The 18725-nt window shown below is 63.8% G+C and carries 22 protein-coding genes and 2 pseudogenes; 14 read left to right on the forward strand and 10 right to left on the reverse strand.

The features are described 5' to 3' along the window. Nucleotides 1-2: 2 nt before the first annotated feature. Both ADT71_RS04900 and traA read right to left on the reverse strand, forming a co-directional pair. Complete coding sequence (locus tag ADT71_RS04900) at nucleotides 3-257, reverse strand: hypothetical protein (protein WP_197282920.1); 255 nt, start codon at nucleotides 255-257, stop codon at nucleotides 3-5. Between the two features lie 3 nt (nucleotides 258-260). Then, nucleotides 261-3174 (reverse strand): annotated as a pseudogene (gene traA / locus ADT71_RS04905) (Ti-type conjugative transfer relaxase TraA). A 173-nt stretch (nucleotides 3175-3347) separates the two neighbouring features. On the opposite strand from traA, the gene ADT71_RS04910 reads away from it, so the two are divergent. The 5 genes from ADT71_RS04910 to ADT71_RS04935 all read left to right on the forward strand — a co-directional run bounded on the left by ADT71_RS04910 (nucleotide 3348) and on the right by ADT71_RS04935 (nucleotide 7709). After that, the gene (locus ADT71_RS04910) at nucleotides 3348-3656 is read left to right on the forward strand and encodes a conjugal transfer protein TraD (RefSeq protein WP_031309918.1); all 309 of its coding nucleotides are present in this window, start codon (nucleotides 3348-3350) and stop codon (nucleotides 3654-3656) included. A 37-nt stretch (nucleotides 3657-3693) separates the two neighbouring features. Continuing rightward, entirely contained in the window at nucleotides 3694-3918 is a 225-nt protein-coding gene (locus ADT71_RS04915) for a conjugal transfer protein TraD (RefSeq protein ID WP_054435608.1), read from the forward strand. Further along, nucleotides 3905-4204 carry a hypothetical protein gene (locus ADT71_RS04920; RefSeq protein WP_156336486.1) on the forward strand — a complete coding sequence of 100 codons (300 nt, stop codon included), beginning with the start codon at nucleotides 3905-3907 and terminating at the stop codon, nucleotides 4202-4204. Before ADT71_RS04915 ends, ADT71_RS04920 begins: the two co-directional genes overlap by 14 nt. 6 nt (nucleotides 4205-4210) lie before the next feature. Then, complete coding sequence (locus tag ADT71_RS04925; protein WP_054435610.1) at nucleotides 4211-5887, forward strand: type IV secretory system conjugative DNA transfer family protein; 1677 nt, start codon at nucleotides 4211-4213, stop codon at nucleotides 5885-5887. 727 nt (nucleotides 5888-6614) lie between these two features. Continuing rightward, the gene (locus tag ADT71_RS04935) at nucleotides 6615-7709 is read left to right on the forward strand and encodes a replication initiator protein A (protein WP_054435614.1); all 1095 of its coding nucleotides are present in this window, start codon (nucleotides 6615-6617) and stop codon (nucleotides 7707-7709) included. A gap of 89 nt (nucleotides 7710-7798) precedes the next feature. Here ADT71_RS04935 and ADT71_RS04940 read toward each other — a convergent pair whose 3' ends face one another. The 4 genes and pseudogenes from ADT71_RS04940 to ADT71_RS04955 form a co-directional block, all read right to left on the reverse strand. Continuing rightward, nucleotides 7799-8326, reverse strand: coding sequence for a GNAT family N-acetyltransferase (locus tag ADT71_RS04940; protein ID WP_197282921.1), 528 nt, complete (start codon nucleotides 8324-8326; stop codon nucleotides 7799-7801). Nucleotides 8327-8746: 420 nt separating this feature from the next. Next, a complete protein-coding gene (locus tag ADT71_RS04945) occupies nucleotides 8747-9061 on the reverse strand; it encodes a ribbon-helix-helix domain-containing protein (RefSeq protein WP_011950393.1) in 315 nt (104 codons plus the stop codon). Further along, a pseudogene (parA, locus tag ADT71_RS04950) lies at nucleotides 9058-9710 on the reverse strand (ParA family partition ATPase). The gene ADT71_RS04945 and the pseudogene parA overlap by 4 nt, the downstream one beginning before the upstream one ends. Nucleotides 9711-9792: 82 nt before the next feature. After that, nucleotides 9793-10422, reverse strand: a complete 630-nt coding sequence (locus ADT71_RS04955) for a transcription elongation protein SprT (RefSeq protein ID WP_011950391.1) — start codon at nucleotides 10420-10422, stop codon at nucleotides 9793-9795. A gap of 412 nt (nucleotides 10423-10834) precedes the next feature. Between ADT71_RS04955 and ADT71_RS04960 the strand changes: the two genes are divergently transcribed. Genes ADT71_RS04960 through ADT71_RS04970 form a run of 3 tightly spaced genes read left to right on the forward strand, consistent with a single transcriptional unit; the run spans nucleotide 10835 to nucleotide 11999 of the window. Further along, on the forward strand, nucleotides 10835-11101 hold the full coding sequence (locus tag ADT71_RS04960) for a type II toxin-antitoxin system RelB/DinJ family antitoxin (RefSeq protein ID WP_011950390.1): 267 nt from the start codon (nucleotides 10835-10837) through the stop codon (nucleotides 11099-11101). Beyond that, nucleotides 11088-11369, forward strand: a complete 282-nt coding sequence (locus ADT71_RS04965; protein ID WP_004212931.1) for a type II toxin-antitoxin system YafQ family toxin — start codon at nucleotides 11088-11090, stop codon at nucleotides 11367-11369. The genes ADT71_RS04960 and ADT71_RS04965 overlap by 14 nt, the downstream gene beginning before the upstream one ends. 9 nt (nucleotides 11370-11378) lie before the next feature. Further along, the gene (locus ADT71_RS04970) at nucleotides 11379-11999 is read left to right on the forward strand and encodes a histidine phosphatase family protein (RefSeq protein WP_019086510.1); all 621 of its coding nucleotides are present in this window, start codon (nucleotides 11379-11381) and stop codon (nucleotides 11997-11999) included. Here the strand turns inward: ADT71_RS04970 and ADT71_RS04975 are convergent. The 3 genes from ADT71_RS04975 to ADT71_RS04985 are packed head-to-tail and all read right to left on the reverse strand — an operon-like array spanning nucleotide 11996 to nucleotide 13759. Then, the gene (locus tag ADT71_RS04975) at nucleotides 11996-12958 is read right to left on the reverse strand and encodes a tyrosine-type recombinase/integrase (RefSeq protein ID WP_041380120.1); all 963 of its coding nucleotides are present in this window, start codon (nucleotides 12956-12958) and stop codon (nucleotides 11996-11998) included. The two genes, ADT71_RS04970 and ADT71_RS04975, sit on opposite strands and share 4 nt — an antisense overlap. Beyond that, nucleotides 12955-13350, reverse strand: a complete 396-nt coding sequence (locus ADT71_RS04980; protein ID WP_041380118.1) for a CopG family transcriptional regulator — start codon at nucleotides 13348-13350, stop codon at nucleotides 12955-12957. The genes ADT71_RS04975 and ADT71_RS04980 overlap by 4 nt, the downstream gene beginning before the upstream one ends. 37 nt (nucleotides 13351-13387) lie before the next feature. Beyond that, nucleotides 13388-13759, reverse strand: a complete 372-nt coding sequence (locus tag ADT71_RS04985; protein WP_225900037.1) for a hypothetical protein — start codon at nucleotides 13757-13759, stop codon at nucleotides 13388-13390. A gap of 97 nt (nucleotides 13760-13856) precedes the next feature. On the opposite strand from ADT71_RS04985, the gene ADT71_RS04990 reads away from it, so the two are divergent. The 6 genes from ADT71_RS04990 to ADT71_RS05015 all read left to right on the forward strand — a co-directional run bounded on the left by ADT71_RS04990 (nucleotide 13857) and on the right by ADT71_RS05015 (nucleotide 17314). Then, nucleotides 13857-14105, forward strand: coding sequence for a type II toxin-antitoxin system VapB family antitoxin (locus tag ADT71_RS04990; protein WP_007682496.1), 249 nt, complete (start codon nucleotides 13857-13859; stop codon nucleotides 14103-14105). Continuing rightward, nucleotides 14102-14491: a type II toxin-antitoxin system VapC family toxin gene (locus ADT71_RS04995; RefSeq protein WP_007682494.1), complete on the forward strand. Its 390-nt coding sequence runs from the start codon at nucleotides 14102-14104 to the stop codon at nucleotides 14489-14491. Before ADT71_RS04990 ends, ADT71_RS04995 begins: the two co-directional genes overlap by 4 nt. Then, the gene (locus ADT71_RS05000) at nucleotides 14491-14796 is read left to right on the forward strand and encodes a hypothetical protein (protein WP_007682492.1); all 306 of its coding nucleotides are present in this window, start codon (nucleotides 14491-14493) and stop codon (nucleotides 14794-14796) included. The genes ADT71_RS04995 and ADT71_RS05000 overlap by 1 nt, the downstream gene beginning before the upstream one ends. Then, a complete protein-coding gene (locus tag ADT71_RS05005) occupies nucleotides 14793-15191 on the forward strand; it encodes a hypothetical protein (RefSeq protein WP_007682491.1) in 399 nt (132 codons plus the stop codon). Before ADT71_RS05000 ends, ADT71_RS05005 begins: the two co-directional genes overlap by 4 nt. Continuing rightward, on the forward strand, nucleotides 15191-16153 hold the full coding sequence (locus ADT71_RS05010) for a tyrosine-type recombinase/integrase (RefSeq protein ID WP_007682488.1): 963 nt from the start codon (nucleotides 15191-15193) through the stop codon (nucleotides 16151-16153). The genes ADT71_RS05005 and ADT71_RS05010 overlap by 1 nt, the downstream gene beginning before the upstream one ends. A gap of 63 nt (nucleotides 16154-16216) precedes the next feature. Beyond that, nucleotides 16217-17314 (forward strand): IS630 family transposase, encoded by a 1098-nt coding sequence (locus ADT71_RS05015; RefSeq protein WP_007683624.1) that lies wholly within the window; start codon nucleotides 16217-16219, stop codon nucleotides 17312-17314. A 45-nt stretch (nucleotides 17315-17359) separates the two neighbouring features. Here the strand turns inward: ADT71_RS05015 and ADT71_RS05020 are convergent, their stop codons facing one another. Beyond that, nucleotides 17360-18688, reverse strand: a complete 1329-nt coding sequence (locus ADT71_RS05020) for an IS701 family transposase (RefSeq protein WP_082370167.1) — start codon at nucleotides 18686-18688, stop codon at nucleotides 17360-17362. Between the last annotated feature and the right edge of the window lie 37 nt (nucleotides 18689-18725).

Genomic DNA, 18725 nt, shown 5'->3' on the forward strand with positions numbered 1-18725 from the left:
GTTTACGAGATTGGAGGACAAGAGCGAGCCTGGTAGATCGCCATGTTCAATCTTTGTTCTTCAACATGGCCAAAATCGCAGCTTCGGGCCGACTGGGCCGAATAGTCGGGAATGTCGATATGCGCCCGCTCGGCCGCCAAGCCTTCCACGGCACGGCGTAGCAGCGCCAGCTCGCGGTCCTGGCCTTCTATCACCGCACGCAACCGGTCGAATGCCTCCGCCGGATCGCCGCCTTCCTGAATATCGTCGTCCATCATCACCTACCGGCTCATGCCATGATCGCGGTCGCGGCTAATCGTGACCGACTGCGCCAGCTCGTTTGCGATCGACCGGCCGCGCTCCATTTTCAGTTCCAGCTCGGGCGCGCGACGGCGCAACACGGACTCGAGTTGCGGGTCGCGGTGCAATCCGCCCGCGATGCCCTCCATGCGCTTGCCCAGCTTCTGCGCGCCCGCATGATCGCCGGCACGCTCCATGCTGGCCCGCGCCTCCTTCATGCCCTGCCACTGCTCCACAAACCGGGTCGCGCGCTTCTCCGGGTCGATGCGGACCTGGCGCTCCGCCTCCATCGCCTTGGCCGCGCCGCCCGTGTTGCCCTCGGCCGCATCGCGCGCGAGCCGGGGGTCACGCCCAATCGCGCTGGCAAGGTCGCGTGCGCCATGCGGCCGCATCTGGTCGAGCGCGTCGCCGGCCTTTGCCAGCGCCTGTTCCTGGTGCGCCAGCACCGGCAACCCCTTGTCCCGCATCCGGCCTATATCGGCTGCGGCGCGCCCATACCGTTCGATCGCGCGGGCCTGCGAAGGTGTCAGAGACCGATCGGCCACGACATGCTCTGGCGACGTCGCCCGCTCCGCTGCCGGTTTCGGCCGAACCCGTCGAACATCGCCCGCGCCTTGTCGCGGACCTTCTCGACTACCTGGCGCGCGAGTTCCGGGAACCGGATCTCGCGCCGATCGGCGAATGCCGCGCCTCATCCTGCTCGGGCTTGGCGTAATCGCCCGCCATGTCCTTGCCGCGGTCGCGCGACAGGGCGCGGACAAGCTGGCGCTGATCGGTAAAGTCGTCACGGCCGTAATGGAGCTGCAAGTCGTTGCGGTGCCGCGACATACCGACATAAGCGCTGTGGCGGTCCATGCCGGGGGTGGCGAGGATATGCGCGCGATCGACCGTCACGCCCTGCGATTTGTGAAACGTCGCCGCATAGCCATGATCGACATGGGCATAGTCCCTGGTGTCGAATGCGACCCCGCGCCCGTCATCGAGGCGCACCGCCATGCCCTCGGGCGATACCCGCTCGATCGTCGCCAGCGTACCGTTCTTGACCCCCATGCCGCGCTCGTTGCGCAGGAACATGATGCGGTCGCCGGTCGCGAACTGGCGTTCGCCGCGCTCGGCCTTCACCGTCACGTCGTCGCCAAGGTCGCCGCTCGCGCGCAGCCGGTCACGCGCCTCGCCATTGAGGCTCTGCACCTCGGCGTTGGTGTGGGTGAGGATGATCCGGCTCTTGCCTGGCTCGGCCTGCCGCGCGCGATCCCAACCGTCGACCAGCTCGCCCCGCGCCCGCTCGCGGGTGTCGGCCGCATGGACCAAGCCCTTGCCGTCATAGGCATGGATCGCCTCGCCGGTGCGCCCGGTCGCCAGCGCGCGCGTCGCGTCGCGCTGCCAGTCCTCGCGCTGCCGGCGTATCTCGGTGATCTCGGCCGCGCCGTGGCGCTCGGTGACGCTGCGGAACGCCGCGCCGGCTTCGATCGCCTGCAACTGCTCGGGATCGCCCACCATCACGACCTTGGCCCCGGCGTCACGCGCCTGGCTAAGCACGCGCTCCATCTGGCGGGAGCCGATCATGCCGGCCTCGTCCACCACCAGCACGTCACGCGGGCCTAGCTGCTCGCGCCCCTGCCCCCATGCGTGTTCAAGGCTCGCGATCGTCCGCGACTGAATGCCCGACCCGCCCTCAAGGTTCTCGGCCGCGATGCCCGACAGCGCCGCGCCGCGAACCGTGTAGCCCTCCCGCTCCCACGCCTCACGCGCGACGCCAAGCATCGCCGATTTGCCGCTGCCGGCATAGCCGACGACGGACGCCAGCCCCGCGTCGCCGGTCACATGATCGAAGGCGTCGCGCTGCTCGCCAGACAGGACAAGGCCCTTGGCACTGGCCGCGCCGATCGCCGCGTCCCGGGTAGCCTCGGCGACGCCGTGATCGCCCCGGCCCGCCAGCTCGTCGCCGGCACGCTCAAGCCGGTTCTCCACCGCGATCATGTCGCGGGACGTGAACCGCTCCTGGTCGCGTCCGTCCTTCCCCAATGCGACCAGCTCGGGCGATCCCCGAACTGCTCCCATCACCTGGTCGAACTGCTCCTTGCCGTCGCTATGCCGGAACGCGAACGTCGCAAGGTCGCGGACGGTGAACGTGGCTTGCTGCCGCGTGATCGCGTCCAGTGCGACATTGGGATCGGCGATGATCTTCTCGCCGTTCTCGCGGGCGATGCGCGTGTGATCCTCGATCCGCTCAGCCTCAAGTCCCTGCTCCGGTCGCCGCGATGCTGCCGGGCCGATCTTGTGCTGCGGCTCCAGTTCGATCCCCTGCGCCTCATAGGAGCGATGGTCGATCCGACCCTCAAGCCCCAGCTCGGCCATGCGCTCGTTGACGTGTGCGCTCCACGCCTCGCGCCAGTCCTTCAACAGCTCGGTCGAGTTCCAGTCGCGGTTCTTCCTCCCGAACCCCTCTGGCCCTACGTCGCGCATCGTCATCATCACATGGGCGTGCGGCTTGGGCGTGCCGTCCTTCGCCTTATCCCAATGCACGTTGAGGTCCGCGACCATGCCGCGATCGACAAACTGCTTCTTCACGAAATCACGCGAGAGCGCGACGCCCTGCTTCTCGTTCATCTCGCGCGGAATCGAGAACTCTACCTCGCGGGCAAGTTGCGCATCCTTGCGCTTCTCCCCTGCCTCCACCTCGTTCCACAAGGTCGTGCGGTCGTTTAAACGCTCCGGTGCGCCTTCGGGCAACATTACCTCGGAGTGGATGACGCCTGCCTTGTTTGAGAAGTCATGATCACGGTTCAACCGATCGTCGTGCAGCTCGGACGCGGAACGATAGGCGGCGCTCGCAACGGCGCTCGATCCGTTAGCGCGGCTCACAACTTTGGCGGAGAAATGGTAGATTGCCATGACGGCCGCTATACTGCCTTCCTGAGCGTACGTCGGCAACGACGTATAAGCGCGCACTCACACTCTCTGCCGTTCCTGTGATTGACTTCATCGCATTTCTGAATCGGAGCCGTTTCCTCCATATATGATCATGCTAATCTGCCGCTTCTGTTCACGGCCGCGAGGGAGAGAACATGCGCAAGGTCCGCGACTATGATGCCGAACTGCGGGCGCTCGGCGACAAGGCCCGCACGCTTAAGGCGAAGAAGGTCCAGCAGCTCGGCGAACTCGTCACCTCCACCGGGGCCGATGCGCTCGACGCCGATGTGCTGACCGGGGCGCTGCTCCACATCGTCGCCGAAGCGCAGGTTGAGGGAAACCGGGAGGCGTGGCGCTCCGATGGCGCAGCCTTCTTTCAAGGACGCGGGCGCAAAGCTGGGCGACGCACTAGCAGCAATGCACAAGGCGGAAACCAAACTGGCACAGGCGAGGCGCAGGGTTGAAGCCGCCGCGCGCCGCGCCGATACGAGAGGATGGGTCGTGGCCCGCCGCGAACGCACGCGCCACCTGATCGAGCTGGGCGGCCTCGTCCAGAAAGCCGGCCTCGTCAATCTGACCGATGATGATCGCGCGACTCTCTACGGCGCGATGCTCGATCTCGCCGCGCGCGCCCAGGGCGAGGATGCCGACAACATCCTGGCGCTGTGGAAGCGGCGCGGCAAACGCGCGTTCGACGCGGAAGCGAAAGGGAGTGACGCACCATGAACAGGCTCGATGTCGAGCGATCCGCGCCCAGGTCCGCGCGCTCGATTATGTGCGCGGCACCCCCGCCGAAATAGCTCTATGGCGCGAAGGCGATGCCGAAGCCCGCGCCAATCTCGCGATCGAAGGCATGGACCTCGACGCCGACGAACACGCCCTGTTCGACATGCTGCGCGCAGAATCTGTCCCCCCTCCCCTCGCCACCGCGATCGTTCTCAAGCTGCTCGATCATCCCGACGCCGACCCGGCGCTGGCGATCTCGCCGGCGACGATCCGGGCGGACGGGTAAGCGGCTATGGAGTGGTTCCGCCAGCTCGGCCGTGCGCTCCGCAATCTCGCCCGTATCGCGCGCGAACAGCCGATATGGGCGATTACGGCCCTCGTCACCAGTCCGGTCGCGCTGATCCGCCACCTGTTCGGCGTGGTGGTCCTGTTCCTCATCGCCGGCTTGGTGCTGGGCCTCGGCGTGCCGCTGATTCTCGGCAAGCTGCTCGGCCTGCCCCGCGATTCCAACATCTACCAAATCGTGATGATGCTGACGGGCCTGGTCATCATCCTCGTCACGCTGCGCGCCCTCTTCCAACCGCTGATCCTGCGCTATGGCGGTCCTGCCGGCGATGACACCCACGGTTCGGCCCGCTTCGCCACCGATCGCGAGACGCGCCCACTCGCCCAAAATGGCGAAGGCCTGCTGATCGGCCGTGATCGCAAATCGGGCAAGCTGCTGCGCTACGCCGGTCCCGCCCATCTGCTGACGATCGCGCCGACGCGCACCGGCAAGGGCGTGGGGACCATCATTCCCAATCTGCTCGACTATCCCGGTTCGGTCATCTGCATCGACCCCAAGGGCGAGAATGCCCGCATCACCGCCCGCCATCGCGCGAAGTTCGGCCCGGTCCATGTCCTTGATCCCTTCGGGGTGACGGGCATCCCCTCAGCCGCGTTCAACCCGCTCGATCGCCTCGACCTTGCCGGCCTCGATCTCGCCGACGACGCGATGACGCTGGCCGACGCGCTGGTCTATGACGCTCCCGGCGAAGCCGGCGAGGCGCATTGGAACGAGGAAGCCAAGGCGCTGATCGCCGGCATCCTCCTGTGGGTGGCCTGCGCCCCGGAATCGCAGGGCAGCGACCGCACGCTGGAAGCCCTGCGCGACTGCCTCACCTTCGCGCCTGATAATTTCCAAAGGATGCTGCGAGAAATGTCGCGCAGCACGCAGGCGCGGGGCCTGATCGCGCGTGCCGCCAACCGCCACCTGGGCAAGTCCGACCGCGAAGCGGCCGGCGTGCTGTCGGCCGCGCAGCGCCATACCCATTTTCTCGATTCCCCGCGCATGTCGGCCGTGCTGGGCCGCTCGGATTTCACCTTTGCCGATGTGAAGGCGCAGCCCACAACCGTCTATCTGGTGCTGCCGCCCGATCGGCTTGCCACCTATGCCCGGTGGCTGCGCCTGATGCTGGCGCAAGGGTTGACCGATCTGGCGCGCGCGCCAGCATCCCCTGCCCGCCCCGTCCTGTTTCTGCTCGATGAATTTGCCGCGCTGGGCCGTCTCGAACCTGTCGAGCGCGCTATGGGGCTGATGGCCGGTTATGGCATCCAGCTCTGGCCGATCTTGCAGGACGTTCACCAGCTCCGCGCGCTCTACGAGCGCCGCGCCGGCACCTTCCTGTCCAATGCCGGCGTCTTGCAGATATTCGGGGTCAACGATCACGACAGCGCCAAGCTCGTCTCCGATCTGCTCGGCCAGGAGACGGTCGTGTTCGAGACCATGAGCCGCGCCATCGATGCGGAGGAAACCGGCATATCGTTCGGATCGCAGCATGTCGCTCGCCCGCTGCTCACGCCGGATGAAGTCCGCACGCTGCGCGAGGATTACCAGCTCCTGTTCCTCGCGGGGCAACGCCCGATCGTCGCCGCCAAGCTCAAATACTATGCCGATCGCGAGTTCGCGGGCCGCTTCGACAAGGCGTGATGCCATTTAAACGGTGCGAGGATCTCGCGCCGGAAAATCGGCCGACTCTGGGAAGCCCGTAGAGCGCCATAGGTGATTCCGACGCCGAAACCCTGGCCTACGCCCGGAATGAGGCTGGGCGGGTCGGAAATCGTCCCTCAGGGACCTTTCCGACCCGCCTGCCCTCTCGATCCGAACGCCCACATATCCGCCTGGCTTTTCTGGAAAGCCATTCTCGATGGTTGGGCTTGGTGATGTGCTGGCTATAGGGGGTGATGGTCACGTCATACCCCAAATCAACAAAAGCGTGCCGGCGAAGCCGGCTCAATGTGGGGATGCCGGGTGGGAGGATCGCGTAGCGATCCGGGGCGGCCGAAGGCCGCGAGCCGGCGGGGCGAAGCTCCAAGAGGCGGCGCTTTTCTTCTTTCCGATGGTGCCCGAAGCGTAGCGGTTCAAAAGTTATCCACAGGGCCGTCTAGTGTTAATATATGAGTTTAGAGATGTGTTACGGCTTTTGGGCATCCCCATAACACATTGAGAATATTAAGTTAAAAGGTGCATTTTTGCCTCAAGGTGAATCCGCTCTGACGAAAAAGCGAATCCAGAGTGACGATAAGGCGAATCCACTCTGACGATAGGCGACCCCCGCTCCAAGCGTAATCGAAATGACGATAGCACGCTGGTGAATCTGAAATGACGATAATCGCTTGCGTTAGTGAAATGACGATAGTAGCCCTCTGTCATTGAAATGACGATAGACCCCGCCCCTTCCCTGTTTGACGCCGTGCCAGCCGTGGCCGTGGAAGGCGACGATCGCACGCCGCTGCTGCCGGTGCGACATCCCAACCAGGACCTGTTTATTTGCGACGTGCTCGATGCCATCCCCAAAGATGACATGGCCTCGATGGAGCATCCGGTTTTCTCGCTCTCGACCAAGCCCGACAACCGGATGCGGCGCTACGAGCATAACGGCAACGTCATCGAGATCATCCCTTCGGGCAAGGGCCTCGCAACGATCCACGACAAAGACATATTGATCTACTGCATTTCGCAGCTCGTCGCAAAATTGAACCGGGGCGAATCCCCTAGCCGCACCGTCCGCCTGCAAGCCTATGACATGCTGGTCGCCACCAACCGGCAGACCAGCGGCGAAGGCTATCGACTGATGGCCGACGCCCTTACCCGCCTGCGCGGAACCACCGTGCGGACTAACATTCAGACCGGCGGCGTCGAGGAAACGCGGATTTTCGGCTTGATCGAGGAAGCCAGGATCACCCGCAAGACGTTCGATGGCCGGATGCTCGATCTGGAAATCACCCTGTCGGAATGGGTTTATCGCTCCGTCATCAGCAAGAACGTCCTGACCCTCCATCGGGACTATTTCCGGCTCCGCAAGCCGTTCGAGCGGCGCATGTATGAACTGGCGCGCAAGCATTGCGGGGTGAAGGACGAATGGAAGATCGGGCTGGAGCTGCTACAGAAGAAATGCGGCTCCAGCAGCCCGCTCCGGGTGTTCCGGGCCTTGGTCAAGAAGGTCTGCGAGCATGACGCGGACCACAGCCATTTCCCGGACTATGCGGTGACAATGGACGATGACGTGATCCTGTTTCGCAATCGCTCAGGCCTCAAGACAAAGCCCGTCAGCATCGCCAGCGATGCACCCTATATCGACCCTGAAACCATGCACGATGCCAAAACCGCCGCGCCGGGATATGACATCTACGCGCTCTACGACGAATGGGTGTCGTGGTGGCACGATATGGGCAAGCCCGAACTCAAAAGCCCCGCCGGGGCGTTCATCGGCTTCTGCAAGAAGCGGCATGAACGCAAGCCGATGCGCTGATCCCTCATGCGGGCAAACGTGCATGCCCACATGCAAACATATCGACTGATCCGGCTTTATCACTTTCTGGTCGATAGCTACGGACTCGACTACAGGTGAAGTCCAAGAAAGGATGCGCCGGGAACCGGGTTGAATGAAATCGGCTCCGCCGCGACGAAACCAAGAGTCTCATACAGCTTGCGCGCGGGGACGAACTTCGCTTGCACATCGAGCCTCATTTCGCTGTAGCCCACAGTGCGAGCTTCCTCAATCAGACGTTCAGCGAGCGCGCGACCAAGATGCCGTCCCTGAGCCTCGGGACGAACATATAGTCTTTTCATCTCGCATATCTCGTGTGTGACTTGGCGCATCGCTACGCAGCCTTCGATTTCCCCCTCCCGGTCCGCAAGCAGCACGCATCCTTTGGGCGCCGCATACTTCCCAGGCAAGTTTGCAAACTCAGCGTCATTATTCTGATAGTCGAGATTGACCGGCGAATTAGCGATGAACTCACGCCAGATGCCCAGCACCGAAGCTGTGTCACGAGGAAAGATCGCGTGCCTAATAACTACCATGGCGTGATTGCTTCGCCGAAAATCGTGGCGGCAATAGGACAGTGTCGTGGCGTTAACTGCCATGTTTGCATGTGAACATGACGACATTGAGTTTAACTTCGGCCCAGGCTCCTTCCGATCAACCAAAGGTGGAAAACATGGGCCGCCACGAACGCGCCTCCAATAAAGATCAGGGACGGTAACAGCATCCCCTCCTGCCCCGGCCTCGGCGTTAGGGTCATCGCTGCAACATTGAACAGCCCCAGCACACAGATCGCAAGGAAGGGCGTGAAGCTGAGAGCTAGAACGCGAGGTGCGGACCAATTCACCAAATTGGAAAGCGGCTCTGATCGTGAAAGCCGCTATTGCATCGGCAGTTCCTTTCCTGCCGGAAACGGGCGTTTGCCCGGATGGACAATCCGATCATCACCAGTGCGAAGATGGCGGACACGATTAGCACGGCATGAGTTTTCCCCTAAGCTATATGTTTGCATGTGAACATGCTCACTTGCCTACAGGACTTTCCCCCATCTTTCGGAGCCAGTCGTTGAACGCCTCGGCCATCGCGTCCTGCAAGCTCATGCCGTGCTTGCGGGCGGTCATGTGCATGGCGAACGACATTTCCGGGCTGAAATAGCCCGTCATCGCCTTCTTGCCCTGACGGCTCGGCGCAACCGGGCTGCTGCTCGAACTGCTGCCGGTGCCTACGCCAGTGCTGCGGGCGGTCAGCGCGGCCGCCCTTCCCTCCGGCTCGGTCGACGCCGGCGTTGGTGCGGGATCGCGATCCCGCAATGCAAGCAATGATCCCTTCCGGCTCATGCGCTGGCCCTCCGCTTCGTTGATGCTTGCATGTTTACATGCTCGCATGTCCACTTGTAAAGCTGGCGCACCTCGTCTGCCGCCTTGCCGTCCGGCTCGATCTCCATCGCGGTTTTCCCCTCGGCCGCCGCGTGACGGAACGCGGCACGATCCGCAACACGGTGCGGGCAGGCGTCCAGCCCATAATCCTGCACAAGCTGCGTCGCTTCCTCATACATGCGCGGCGCGGTCGGGCTTCCCGCCGTGAAGATCACGAAAGCGGGCTTGCCGCGCATCTTCACAAGGCTGGCGGTCGTCTTGATCGCGGCCAGGTCGAACGCGCTCGGCCGACATGGGATCAGCACCAGGTCGGCGCCTCGACGGCGGCGCTGGCGGCGCTGTCGGCATGGGGCGGGGTGTCGATCACGATGAACGCTGCGCCTTGCGCCCTCGCCTGCTCGATCTTGGCGGCAAGGCGAGGGGGGGCGCTGTCGATCACGACCGGGGGCGCATCCTTGCGCCACGCCGCCCACTGGCTCGCTGTCGCCTGCGGGTCGAGGTCGATCACCAGCGCGGTATGGCCAGCATCCTCGGCGGCGGCGGCCAGATGCAGGGCGAGGGTGGTTTTCCCCGCACCACCCTTCTGGCTGATAATGGCGATTGTTGGCATGTGAATATCCTTACATGACCGCATGTTTGCATGTGGGCATAGTGCAAGCCGTGCCTGAATGAAAGGGGCAGGGGGAGGACGCTTAACCACCCTCGTCATCGTCGGCGTCCAGCGGCTCATGCTGCATGATCCCGTGCCCTTCAATCGGGCAAAGCGGCGCTCCGGCCAATTCCAGCCACTTGCGCGCGGTCCTCACAGTATAGCCGCACGTCGCGCACTCGCATTTCAGCATCCGGGTTTTCTGCTTCTTGGGCGCGGTCGACTCCCCGCCGGTGTCGAGATGGGCATGGGGGAGGGAGCCAGCGGCCTCAAGGATCGGTGCGATGGCCGCAAGTAAGGCGTCGCCGGGAGTGGTGGCGCGCATCGGCCCGACAAGGCCCAGCCCAAGCGCGACCCGTTTAAACGCCTTCCCATGCCCTGCCGGGATGCCGACAGCGGCATGGACCAGCTCGTGGGCGAGGATGGCGGCGATCTGCGCGGGCATGGCGTCAGGCGCATGCGCTAGGTCCGGGCGGATGAAGATTTCAAAATGCCCGTCCGCGCTGAGCCGGTTGTCCCAGCACTCACCGATCGCCTTGCCCTTCGCGCCTCTACTGGTGAAGCCGATCGCCACGCGCACGCGGTCGGGCAGGGGGGCGTCCAGCGCCTCGAACAGCGGAGCCATGCCCTGCGCCACGGCATTGAGCCAGCTTTCGCGGGTTTCGTGGGTCATCGTCTTTACTCCCTTCAAATCGCCTGTCCGGCGATGGCCATGCCATCGGCCGGAACACGGACGCCCAAGAAGCGCGGCGGGGCGAGGCGGGAGAGGACGGGGTGGAGCGGGCGCAGCGTAGCGAGGCACGGCCCGTCTATCCCGTTGCGGGGGAGAGGCGGCCGGGACCGCCTTTCCCCCTTCAAACAGGATCGGCGCCGGCGCACGCCGGCATTGCTGCGCGAGATCCGCGCAGCGATCTCGCTTCCGCCATGTGGATCGTCACCTTGGGCCAAGACCGCTTGCGGGCTTGGGGAGCGTGAGCGACTAGAGCCACGATGCCGCGTCAGCGGCAGGCGCATAATCACCGCACCCATTGCCAAAATCAGATTTTGTGACTACGTTGGGACTACGTTTTCAGAAGGAAATCCCAATGGCTGTTTCCGACACCTATGTCCGCGCCAGGATCGACAATACGACGAAGGAACGCGCCACCGCCGCGCTGGGCGCGATGGGCCTTTCGATCTCCGACGCTATCCGACTGTTGATGCTGCGTATCGCCGACGAACGGCGCTTGCCTTTCGAGGTCAAGGTTCCGAACGCCGCGACACGCGAGGCAATGGCAGAGCTGGCGGCGGGGAAGGGGACCAAGTTCGCCAGCGTCGATGCGCTGATGGCGGACCTCCGTGCGGACGATTGATCGTTCGACCCGGTTCAAGCGCGACTACAAGCGGGAATCAAAGGGCCGGCATCGAGCGACCCTCGATGCCGATCTTCTGCCTGTCCTGGCCGCGCTCGCGACCGACACGCCGCTTGATCCCAAATACCGCGACCATGATCTGAGCGGCGATTGGGCGGGCTACCGCGATTGCCACGTCAAGCCCGATCTGGTGCTGATCTACGCCAAGCCCGACGACGAAACGCTGCGCCTCGCGCGCCTTGGCTCGCATAGCGAGGTATTCGGATAGATGACGCACATGCGGGCGATCTTCATCCGCCACGGCGAATCCACCGGCAACGCCGGCGTGCCGTGCCATGATCTCGCGGCGATCGAGCTGACGGAGCGCGGCCACGAACAAGCGCGCCAGGTCGCGGCGAGCTGGACGCAAGCGCCCGCGCTCATCGTCACGTCGCCCTATACCCGCACCCGGCAGACGGCCGCGCCGACGATAGCGCGCTTTCCTGGCGTGCCGGTCGAAGTGTGGCCGATCGAAGAATTTACCTATCTGCAACCGGCGCGCTGGAACGGCACGCGCAGCGCCGAACGGATGCCGCACCTCGAACGCTATTGGAGCGCGGCCGATCCGGACTATTGCGACGGGGAAGGGGCGGAGAGTTTCCGCGCCTTGCTCGGGCGCTGCGAGGCGGCGCTGGCCCGCCTCGCGGCCATGCCGCCCGCTTCGCTCGTCTATGTGTTCGGACATGGGCAGTTCATCCAGGCCGCGCGCGCGATCGTCGCCGACGCCGATCTGGACGAGCGCGCCAAGATGCGCGCCTTCTGGCGCAAGGGCGAGCCGCCCGCGATCAGCAACGCGCAGCGGCTAGGGTTTCATTGGGATGGCGACCGCTGGGCGTGTGCGCCGGCGATCGCCGCCTAGATCAACACCCGCTCCACCTCGTCCAGCGTCACGTCATCGGGTCTCCGGTCGTAAAGCTGGGTGGTGCGCGTCGAGCTGTGGTTTGCCATCGTCGCGGCCGTCTCCAACGTGCCGCCGTTTTTCAGATAGGTGGTGATCCCGGTCGCGCGGAACGAATGGTTGCCGATCGCCGTCCCGATCTCGGCCGCGCCCGCGCGCCGGCGCACCATCGCGAACGCATTGGCTTGGGGCAGGGGGGTATCGCTGAGGCGCTTAGTGCCGCGCGCGATCGTGCGGAACAGCGGCCCTTTGCGGTCTTCGCGCAACTCGCACCCGTCGAGATATTCAGCGAGATAATGCTCAAGGTTGTGGTGGCAGGGCATTTCATGGCGCTTGCCGCCCTTCTCGTGCAGGCGCACCCAAAGCCTGCGATTCTGCACGAACACGTCCTCCACCCGCATCGCGAGCGCCGCGCCGATCCGTGCGAATGAATAGACCATCAATCCAATCAGGGCGCGGTCGCGCAGGCCCGCCGGCGTCGTCACGTCGATGGTATCGAGCAGCCGCCGCGCCTCGTCGGGGGCGAGCACCGGCGTCTTGCCGCGCCGCTGGCTATGCGCCGGCCCGCGCACCGATCCGGCAGGATTCACCGGCACGATATGGCCCGTTACCAGCCAGTCGAACAGGTGGCGCACGCCGGCGAGCTGCTGCTTGACGCTGGGCGCGGCCAGCTCGCGCCCCAGCGCCTCGACCCAGGCCGCGACGTGGAGCGGTTGCACGCCAGCGAGAGAGGCAACGCCGCGCGCCTCGCACCAGGCCAGGAAGTCGCCCGCCGCGCGCGCATAGGCACGGCGCGTATGCGGATTGCGGATGGTGACGGCGAAGAACTCAAGGAAGCGCAGCCGCGTGGCGTCGTCGGCCGCCGCGATCAAGGCCGGCAACGCCAGCGCGGGCGAGGGTAGGAGGGCGAGCTGGTTCATCGTGCGATCTTCTGCCAGCGGGCCGGCTCGCGGCGGGGCTTCGCCAGCTCCCGGCGCAATTCGTCAAACACCTCATCGGCGGGACGAACGCGGCCCGCCTTCACGTCCTCAAGCCCGCGTCCAACCGACTCGTCCAATATCCGGCGCAACAGCTCGTCGCGCAAATCGCGGTGCGGCTCCATCTCGATGAAGTTCTGGACGATCGCGAACACCGCCTCGGACGGATCAACGAAATGGCCCCGCTCGACCTGCGCCAACAGCCAATCGGCCATGTCGCCGGGTAGATACACCTCGAAACGCAGCCCGCCCCCGCGCGCCTGCTCGCGCAGCGCCTTGGCCTGGTCGCGCTCGGCGCAGTTGTCGGCAAAAGCCTCGTCGTCATTTTCGATCATGCCGGCATCCCTTTTTACGGTGGATCTTCGGAGACGTTTAAACGCTCTCGGCGGGGTCGCCGCGATAGCGCACCCAAAGGTCGTGCATCGCGTCGCGGTAACCCCAGGCATCGGCATAGGTGGTCGACTCCTGCGCCAGATAGGCCATGACCGTCAGCATATCCTCGGCAATGACGGCATCGACGTTGCAAAGATGCAGGATCGGGAAATGCCCGCACTCGTCGCCATTCCACCAGGCCAACAGAAAATCCGCGACCTTGGCCGACGCGCCGGTCTCGGCCGCGCGCGTGGGCGGCAGCGCGATCGGCAGCAAGCGGCCGATCGCCGCGCCGGCCTCATCGAAGCTTACGGTCCGGATGACAGGGCGGCGCTGCGGCGGTGTCGAGGCCGTCTCGGGCATGGCGATCATGGTCCCCTGAATGTGTGATAATGTCCTTTATCATACACTCTTCCCCTTAGGCGCGCTGCATGGTAGAAAGGTGGCTAATTTTCTAGAAAGGCGGACCATGAGCCTCAATGTTAAAGACCCTGAAGCCCATCGGCTTGCGCAGGCCATCGCCCAAGCGACCGGCCAGAGCATGACCCGCGTGGTGACGGAGGCGCTGCGCGAGCGCTTCGCCAGGATCGAGCGTCAGAAAAGCAAGGCGAGCGTCGCGGAACTGCTAACGATCGCCGATCGCGCCGCCACGCATGTGAAGCGCCCCTATGTCGATCATGCCGAACTGTTTTATGACGATAATGGCCTGCCGAAATGATCCTCGACACCTCGGCCCTGGTCGCGATCCTCTATCGCGAACCCGAAGCGGCGACCTTCGCACAAGCCATCCATGATGCCGATGCCTGCCGCATCAGCGTCGCCAGCTATGTCGAGCTGTCGATGGTCATCGAACGCCAGCTCGGTCCCGAAGGGATGCGCCAGACCGAAGCCTTCTTTCGCCGCGCCGGCATCACGATCGAACCGGTGACGCTCGATCATGGCGAACTGGCGCGACAGGCGTTTCTCGATTTCGGCAAGGGCCGCCACAAAGCGGGCCTGAACTTTGGCGACTGCTTTTCCTATGCGCTGGCCAAGGCGACCGACGAGCCGCTGTTGTTCAAGGGCAATGATTTTGCCCTGACGGACATAGAGGCGGCGGCATAATGCGCGCGGTGCACGACAAGATCGAAGGCCCCTTCGCCATCGAGGAGAATATCGCCCTCTATGGCATGGTCGCTGGCGATGCGACGCTGCATCGGGGCATCCGTTTCATCCTCCACGGCACAATTACGGGCAACCTGACGATCGAGACCGGCGCGCGCGCAATCATCCATGGCACGGTGGCGGGACGCATCTACAACGAAGGCGGTCGCGTCGAGATCTTCGGGATCGCCGATGCCGTCGCCAACGGCTCGCGCGACGCCATCACGATCATCGATCCCGCCGCCCATGTCCGGGGCCGGCCATGACCCAGATCGGCGGTGTCCCCGACATGCACGACGAGGATGATTACCCGTATGACAATCCCGTGTCCCGCGCCCAGGCCGAGAGCTTGCGGGAGCAGGCCCGCGCGGGCGGGTTGCGGTTTGAGGCCTATCTGCCCCCGGCGCTGGCCGACTGGCTGTTGGAACCGATCGAGCGCGGCATGTTCGCCGATCCTTCGGAGGCGGTGTTCGCGATCGTCGGCAACTTCCGCGATCTGGAGCCGCATCGTGATCTGCGCGACGCGTTGCTGCGCCGGTTGTTGCAGGCGGCGGTCGATGATCCGAGGCCGGGCACTCCCCATGAACAGGTGCAAGCGGAGATGGCGCGCCGTCGCGTCGAACCGCGCGCCGCGCCCGCACGCTGGCGGAGAGAGGGGTAATGGCTCAGCTCGCCCCCCTTCCCTCGCCCACGCTGGCCTTGCCGGCGCTGATCGCGTCGGCCGACGACCGCGCGCGGTTGCGGTTCCTGGAGTTTTTCGCCGTCACCATCCGCAACGCGCATACGCGCCGCGCCTATGCGCGCGCGGCTGGCGACTTCCTGACCTGGGTAGCGGCGCGCGGGGTCACGTCCCTTGGGGCCGTGCAGCCGCTCCACGTCGGCGCGTGGATCGAGGCGCTGGGAGGCGAGATGAGCGCGCCCAGCGTCAAGCAGCAGCTCGCCGGCGTGCGTCGGCTGTTCGACTGGCTGGTGATAGGCCAGGTCATGCCGGTGAACCCCGCCGCATCGGTGCGCGGGCCGGCGCATAGTCAGCGGCGCGGCAAGACGCCGGTGCTGGCCCCCGACGAGGCGCGGCGGCTGCTTGATACGATCGACGTGGGTGGGCCGGCGGGTCTGCGCGACCGCGCGCTAATCGGGCTGATGGTCTATTCGTTCGCGCGGATCGGCGCGGCGCTCTCCATGCGTGTCGAGGACGTTTTCATGCAGAACCGCCGTCTCTGGGTGCGGCTGCACGAAAAGGGCGGCAAGCAGCACGAAATGCCCTGCCACCATAATCTTGAGGACTATCTGACCGCCTATATCGACGGGTGTGAGCTGCGCGCGCAAGCCAAGGGGCCGTTGTTCCGCACGATCGCGCGCGGGACCAAGCGGCTAAGCGACACTCCCCTGCCCCAGGCCAATGCGTTCGCGATGGTGCGCCGACGCGCGGTGGCGGCCGAGATCGGCACGGCGATCGGCAACCATTCGTTCCGCGCGACCGGGATTACCACTTACCTGAAGAACGGCGGCACGCTGGAGACGGCCGCGACGATGGCGAACCATAGCTCCACGCGCACGACCCAGCTCTACGATCGGAGGCCCGATGACGTGACGCTCGATGAGGTGGAACGGGTGTTGATCTAGTCACCTGGAACTGAAGTAAGCTTCATTGTATAAGCCCTTGTAGATCAGACGGAGGTTAATGTGATGGCGGGCAGACGGGCGGATTTGGTTGTCTTGAGCGGAGATGACCGGCGTTTTCTCGAAGCTCAGGTCCGCCGCCACAAAGCGCCGCGTTCACTCTCTGATCGATGCCGGATGGTCCTGCTTTGTGCAGAAGGGCTGCAGAGCAAGGAAGTCGCCGAACGCCTGGGCGTTCACGAGCACACGGTTGGCAAATGGCGCCGCCGGTTCGTGCAGGCTGGCATTGAAGGACTGACTGACGAATATCGTGCGGGTCGGCCACGAACAGTATCTGACACGCAAGTAGCTCAGGTGATCGAGCGTACGCTGAACACGACCCCCAAGGACGCCACGCATTGGTCGATCCGTTCCATGGCCGCCAAGTCCGGGCTGTCACACACCACCATCCGCCGGATCTGGGGCGCGTTCGGCCTGCAGCCGCACCGGTCCGAGACATTCAAGCTGTCCACCGATCCGCTATTTGTCGACAAGGTGCAGGACATAGTCGGGCTCTACATGTCGCCGCCGAACCGGGCGATCGTGCTGTGCGTGGATGAAAAATCGCAAATCCAGGCGCTGGATCGCGAGCAGCCGGTCTTGCCCATGGCGCCGGGGGTTCCTGAGCGGCGCACCCATACCTACGTCCGCAATGGCACGACATCCCTGTTCGCCGCGCTCGACATTGCCACCGGCGCCGTGATCGGGAAATGCTACAAGCGCCATCGGGCAACCGAGTTCCTCGACTTCCTCAAGCGGATCGACGCCGCGATCCCCAAGGGGCCAGACGTCCACCTCGTGATGGACAACTATGCGACCCACAAGACGCCAAAGATCAAGGCCTGGCTCGCACGCCGCCCGCATTGGCATGCTCACTTCACACCGACTTCGGCGTCCTGGATCAATCAGGTCGAACGATGGTTTGCAGAACTGACCCGCAAGCAGTTGCAGCGCGGTGTCCACCGATCAACCGCTGAACTTGAGACCGACATCACCGCATTCATCGCGGCGCACAACGAAAACCCCAAGCCCTACAAATGGGTCAAATCCGCCGACGAAATCCTCGCCGCCGTCAAACGATTCTGCCAAAAAACAATGAGCCGAACTTCAGATTCAGGTGACTAGCACTACTTTGGCAGTTTTTGTTCAGGCCTGTCTACGAGGAGCTTTTCACAATGGGGGCACCGAAGTGGCGGAGGCCTTATGAAGATGTTCAAGATCGCCTGTCGGATAGCTGGCATGCTCGGTTGTGGCGGCGGCCCCCCGACTCTTTTTTTTCCGCCCCGCTGCTTTGAGACGGCGGGCTTGAAGGAAAGCGTATGCGATCATTGTCATCAATGCATGTCGATGTAATCCAACCCAGGAGCGGCCTTCGAAATGATCGAGGCCCAGTTCTTCCTTGAGCTGCTGATGTGCTTGCTCGCAGATCCATCTCGCCTTGATCGTCGCGGCGAGCATTTTGAGGGTGGCGTCGGCAGGTAAATTTGAGACGTAGTATTTTTGCTCACCGGTCAAACGGCGCTCTCCAACAAGCCAGACCTCATCGCCTGGCATGGCCTGGACGCGGTTATCGAGCATGCGATGGCGATGTCCATCAGCAACCCTTACACGACGAGCGGCGAACAAGCATGTCAGTCTTCCCTTAGTACCGCGTCGCCAGCTAACCTTTTTCCATTTTTCCTTAGCCAACATGGTCTCGGCTGAGACCGGCTGTTGATCAGGGATGTGGTACTTGCGCTTGTTCCCCATGCTAGCGACCGGAAATATCAGCGCCACGTCAGACGGATATACATTCTGACGCCGCGACAAGCCCACTGCCCAGAGCAGGCCGCGGTCAGTCAATGCCTGGCGAAAGGACCCGCTGGATCCATAACCAGCATCGGCCAACGCGCAGCCGAAGCGGGCACCTGTAGCGATGACGCGATCGATCTCCTCCATCGCAATCTCTGGTTTTGTCCGGGCGATCTGACACTCTTTGGGAACCTGCGCGCGCGTCATCTTATCAACATCGCTTGTCCAGCTGTCAGGCAGAAAAAGGCGTAGCCCCACCATGACCGGCACTTCCCGGGAAGCCAGCGTCACCGAGACTAGGGACTGACAGTTGGCGGTCTTTCCCAGCGATGAAGCATATTGCGGAGCTACCCCGACGGAATGGGTTCCCTTCTTCGGCAAGGCGGTGTCATCGATGACGAGAAATCCCGCTGCATCGCCCACCAGCCGATCTGCTTCTTGCACCAGCACTTTCTCGAGAGGAGCGCTGTCCCAAACCCCCGCAGCGACAAAATGATGAAGCTGATCATAGCCGATCTCGCTCGCTCGCGATGCCATCGGCTGAACGCTCTTACGGTCTCCTGGGCCTATCAGACCTGCTATGTAGGCGGGGCACATCCGACGGCGCGTCTTGTGCCCAAGAGCGATGAGAAACGGCTCAAGCCAGCCCTCCAGATCCTCTTTCCATTCCGTATCCATCACCAGCCCTTTCGATAGCTGGCTCTCCATGAATCAGGGTTTTTGCCTTTTGGGAATCGCAAAAATA

The sequence above is a fragment of the Novosphingobium sp. ST904 genome (assembly GCF_001298105.1).
GTDB lineage: Bacteria > Pseudomonadota > Alphaproteobacteria > Sphingomonadales > Sphingomonadaceae > Novosphingobium.

Coding starts and splice junctions, on each gene's coding strand:
- ADT71_RS04900 (WP_197282920.1), bottom strand. CDS start 257: ATGATGGACGACGATATTCAGGAAGGCGGCGATCCGGCGGAGGCATTC.
- ADT71_RS04910 (WP_031309918.1), top strand. CDS start 3,348: ATGCGCAAGGTCCGCGACTATGATGCCGAACTGCGGGCGCTCGGCGAC.
- ADT71_RS04925 (WP_054435610.1), top strand. CDS start 4,211: ATGGAGTGGTTCCGCCAGCTCGGCCGTGCGCTCCGCAATCTCGCCCGT.
- ADT71_RS04935 (WP_054435614.1), top strand. CDS start 6,615: ATGACGATAGACCCCGCCCCTTCCCTGTTTGACGCCGTGCCAGCCGTG.
- ADT71_RS04940 (WP_197282921.1), bottom strand. CDS start 8,326: ATGGCAGTTAACGCCACGACACTGTCCTATTGCCGCCACGATTTTCGG.
- ADT71_RS04945 (WP_011950393.1), bottom strand. CDS start 9,061: ATGAGCCGGAAGGGATCATTGCTTGCATTGCGGGATCGCGATCCCGCA.
- ADT71_RS04955 (WP_011950391.1), bottom strand. CDS start 10,422: ATGACCCACGAAACCCGCGAAAGCTGGCTCAATGCCGTGGCGCAGGGC.
- ADT71_RS04960 (WP_011950390.1), top strand. CDS start 10,835: ATGGCTGTTTCCGACACCTATGTCCGCGCCAGGATCGACAATACGACG.
- ADT71_RS04970 (WP_019086510.1), top strand. CDS start 11,379: ATGCGGGCGATCTTCATCCGCCACGGCGAATCCACCGGCAACGCCGGC.
- ADT71_RS04975 (WP_041380120.1), bottom strand. CDS start 12,958: ATGAACCAGCTCGCCCTCCTACCCTCGCCCGCGCTGGCGTTGCCGGCC.
- ADT71_RS04980 (WP_041380118.1), bottom strand. CDS start 13,350: ATGATCGAAAATGACGACGAGGCTTTTGCCGACAACTGCGCCGAGCGC.
- ADT71_RS04985 (WP_225900037.1), bottom strand. CDS start 13,759: ATGATCGCCATGCCCGAGACGGCCTCGACACCGCCGCAGCGCCGCCCT.
- ADT71_RS04990 (WP_007682496.1), top strand. CDS start 13,857: ATGAGCCTCAATGTTAAAGACCCTGAAGCCCATCGGCTTGCGCAGGCC.
- ADT71_RS04995 (WP_007682494.1), top strand. CDS start 14,102: ATGATCCTCGACACCTCGGCCCTGGTCGCGATCCTCTATCGCGAACCC.
- ADT71_RS05000 (WP_007682492.1), top strand. CDS start 14,491: ATGCGCGCGGTGCACGACAAGATCGAAGGCCCCTTCGCCATCGAGGAG.
- ADT71_RS05005 (WP_007682491.1), top strand. CDS start 14,793: ATGACCCAGATCGGCGGTGTCCCCGACATGCACGACGAGGATGATTAC.
- ADT71_RS05010 (WP_007682488.1), top strand. CDS start 15,191: ATGGCTCAGCTCGCCCCCCTTCCCTCGCCCACGCTGGCCTTGCCGGCG.
- ADT71_RS05015 (WP_007683624.1), top strand. CDS start 16,217: ATGGCGGGCAGACGGGCGGATTTGGTTGTCTTGAGCGGAGATGACCGG.
- ADT71_RS05020 (WP_082370167.1), bottom strand. CDS start 18,688: ATGGAGAGCCAGCTATCGAAAGGGCTGGTGATGGATACGGAATGGAAA.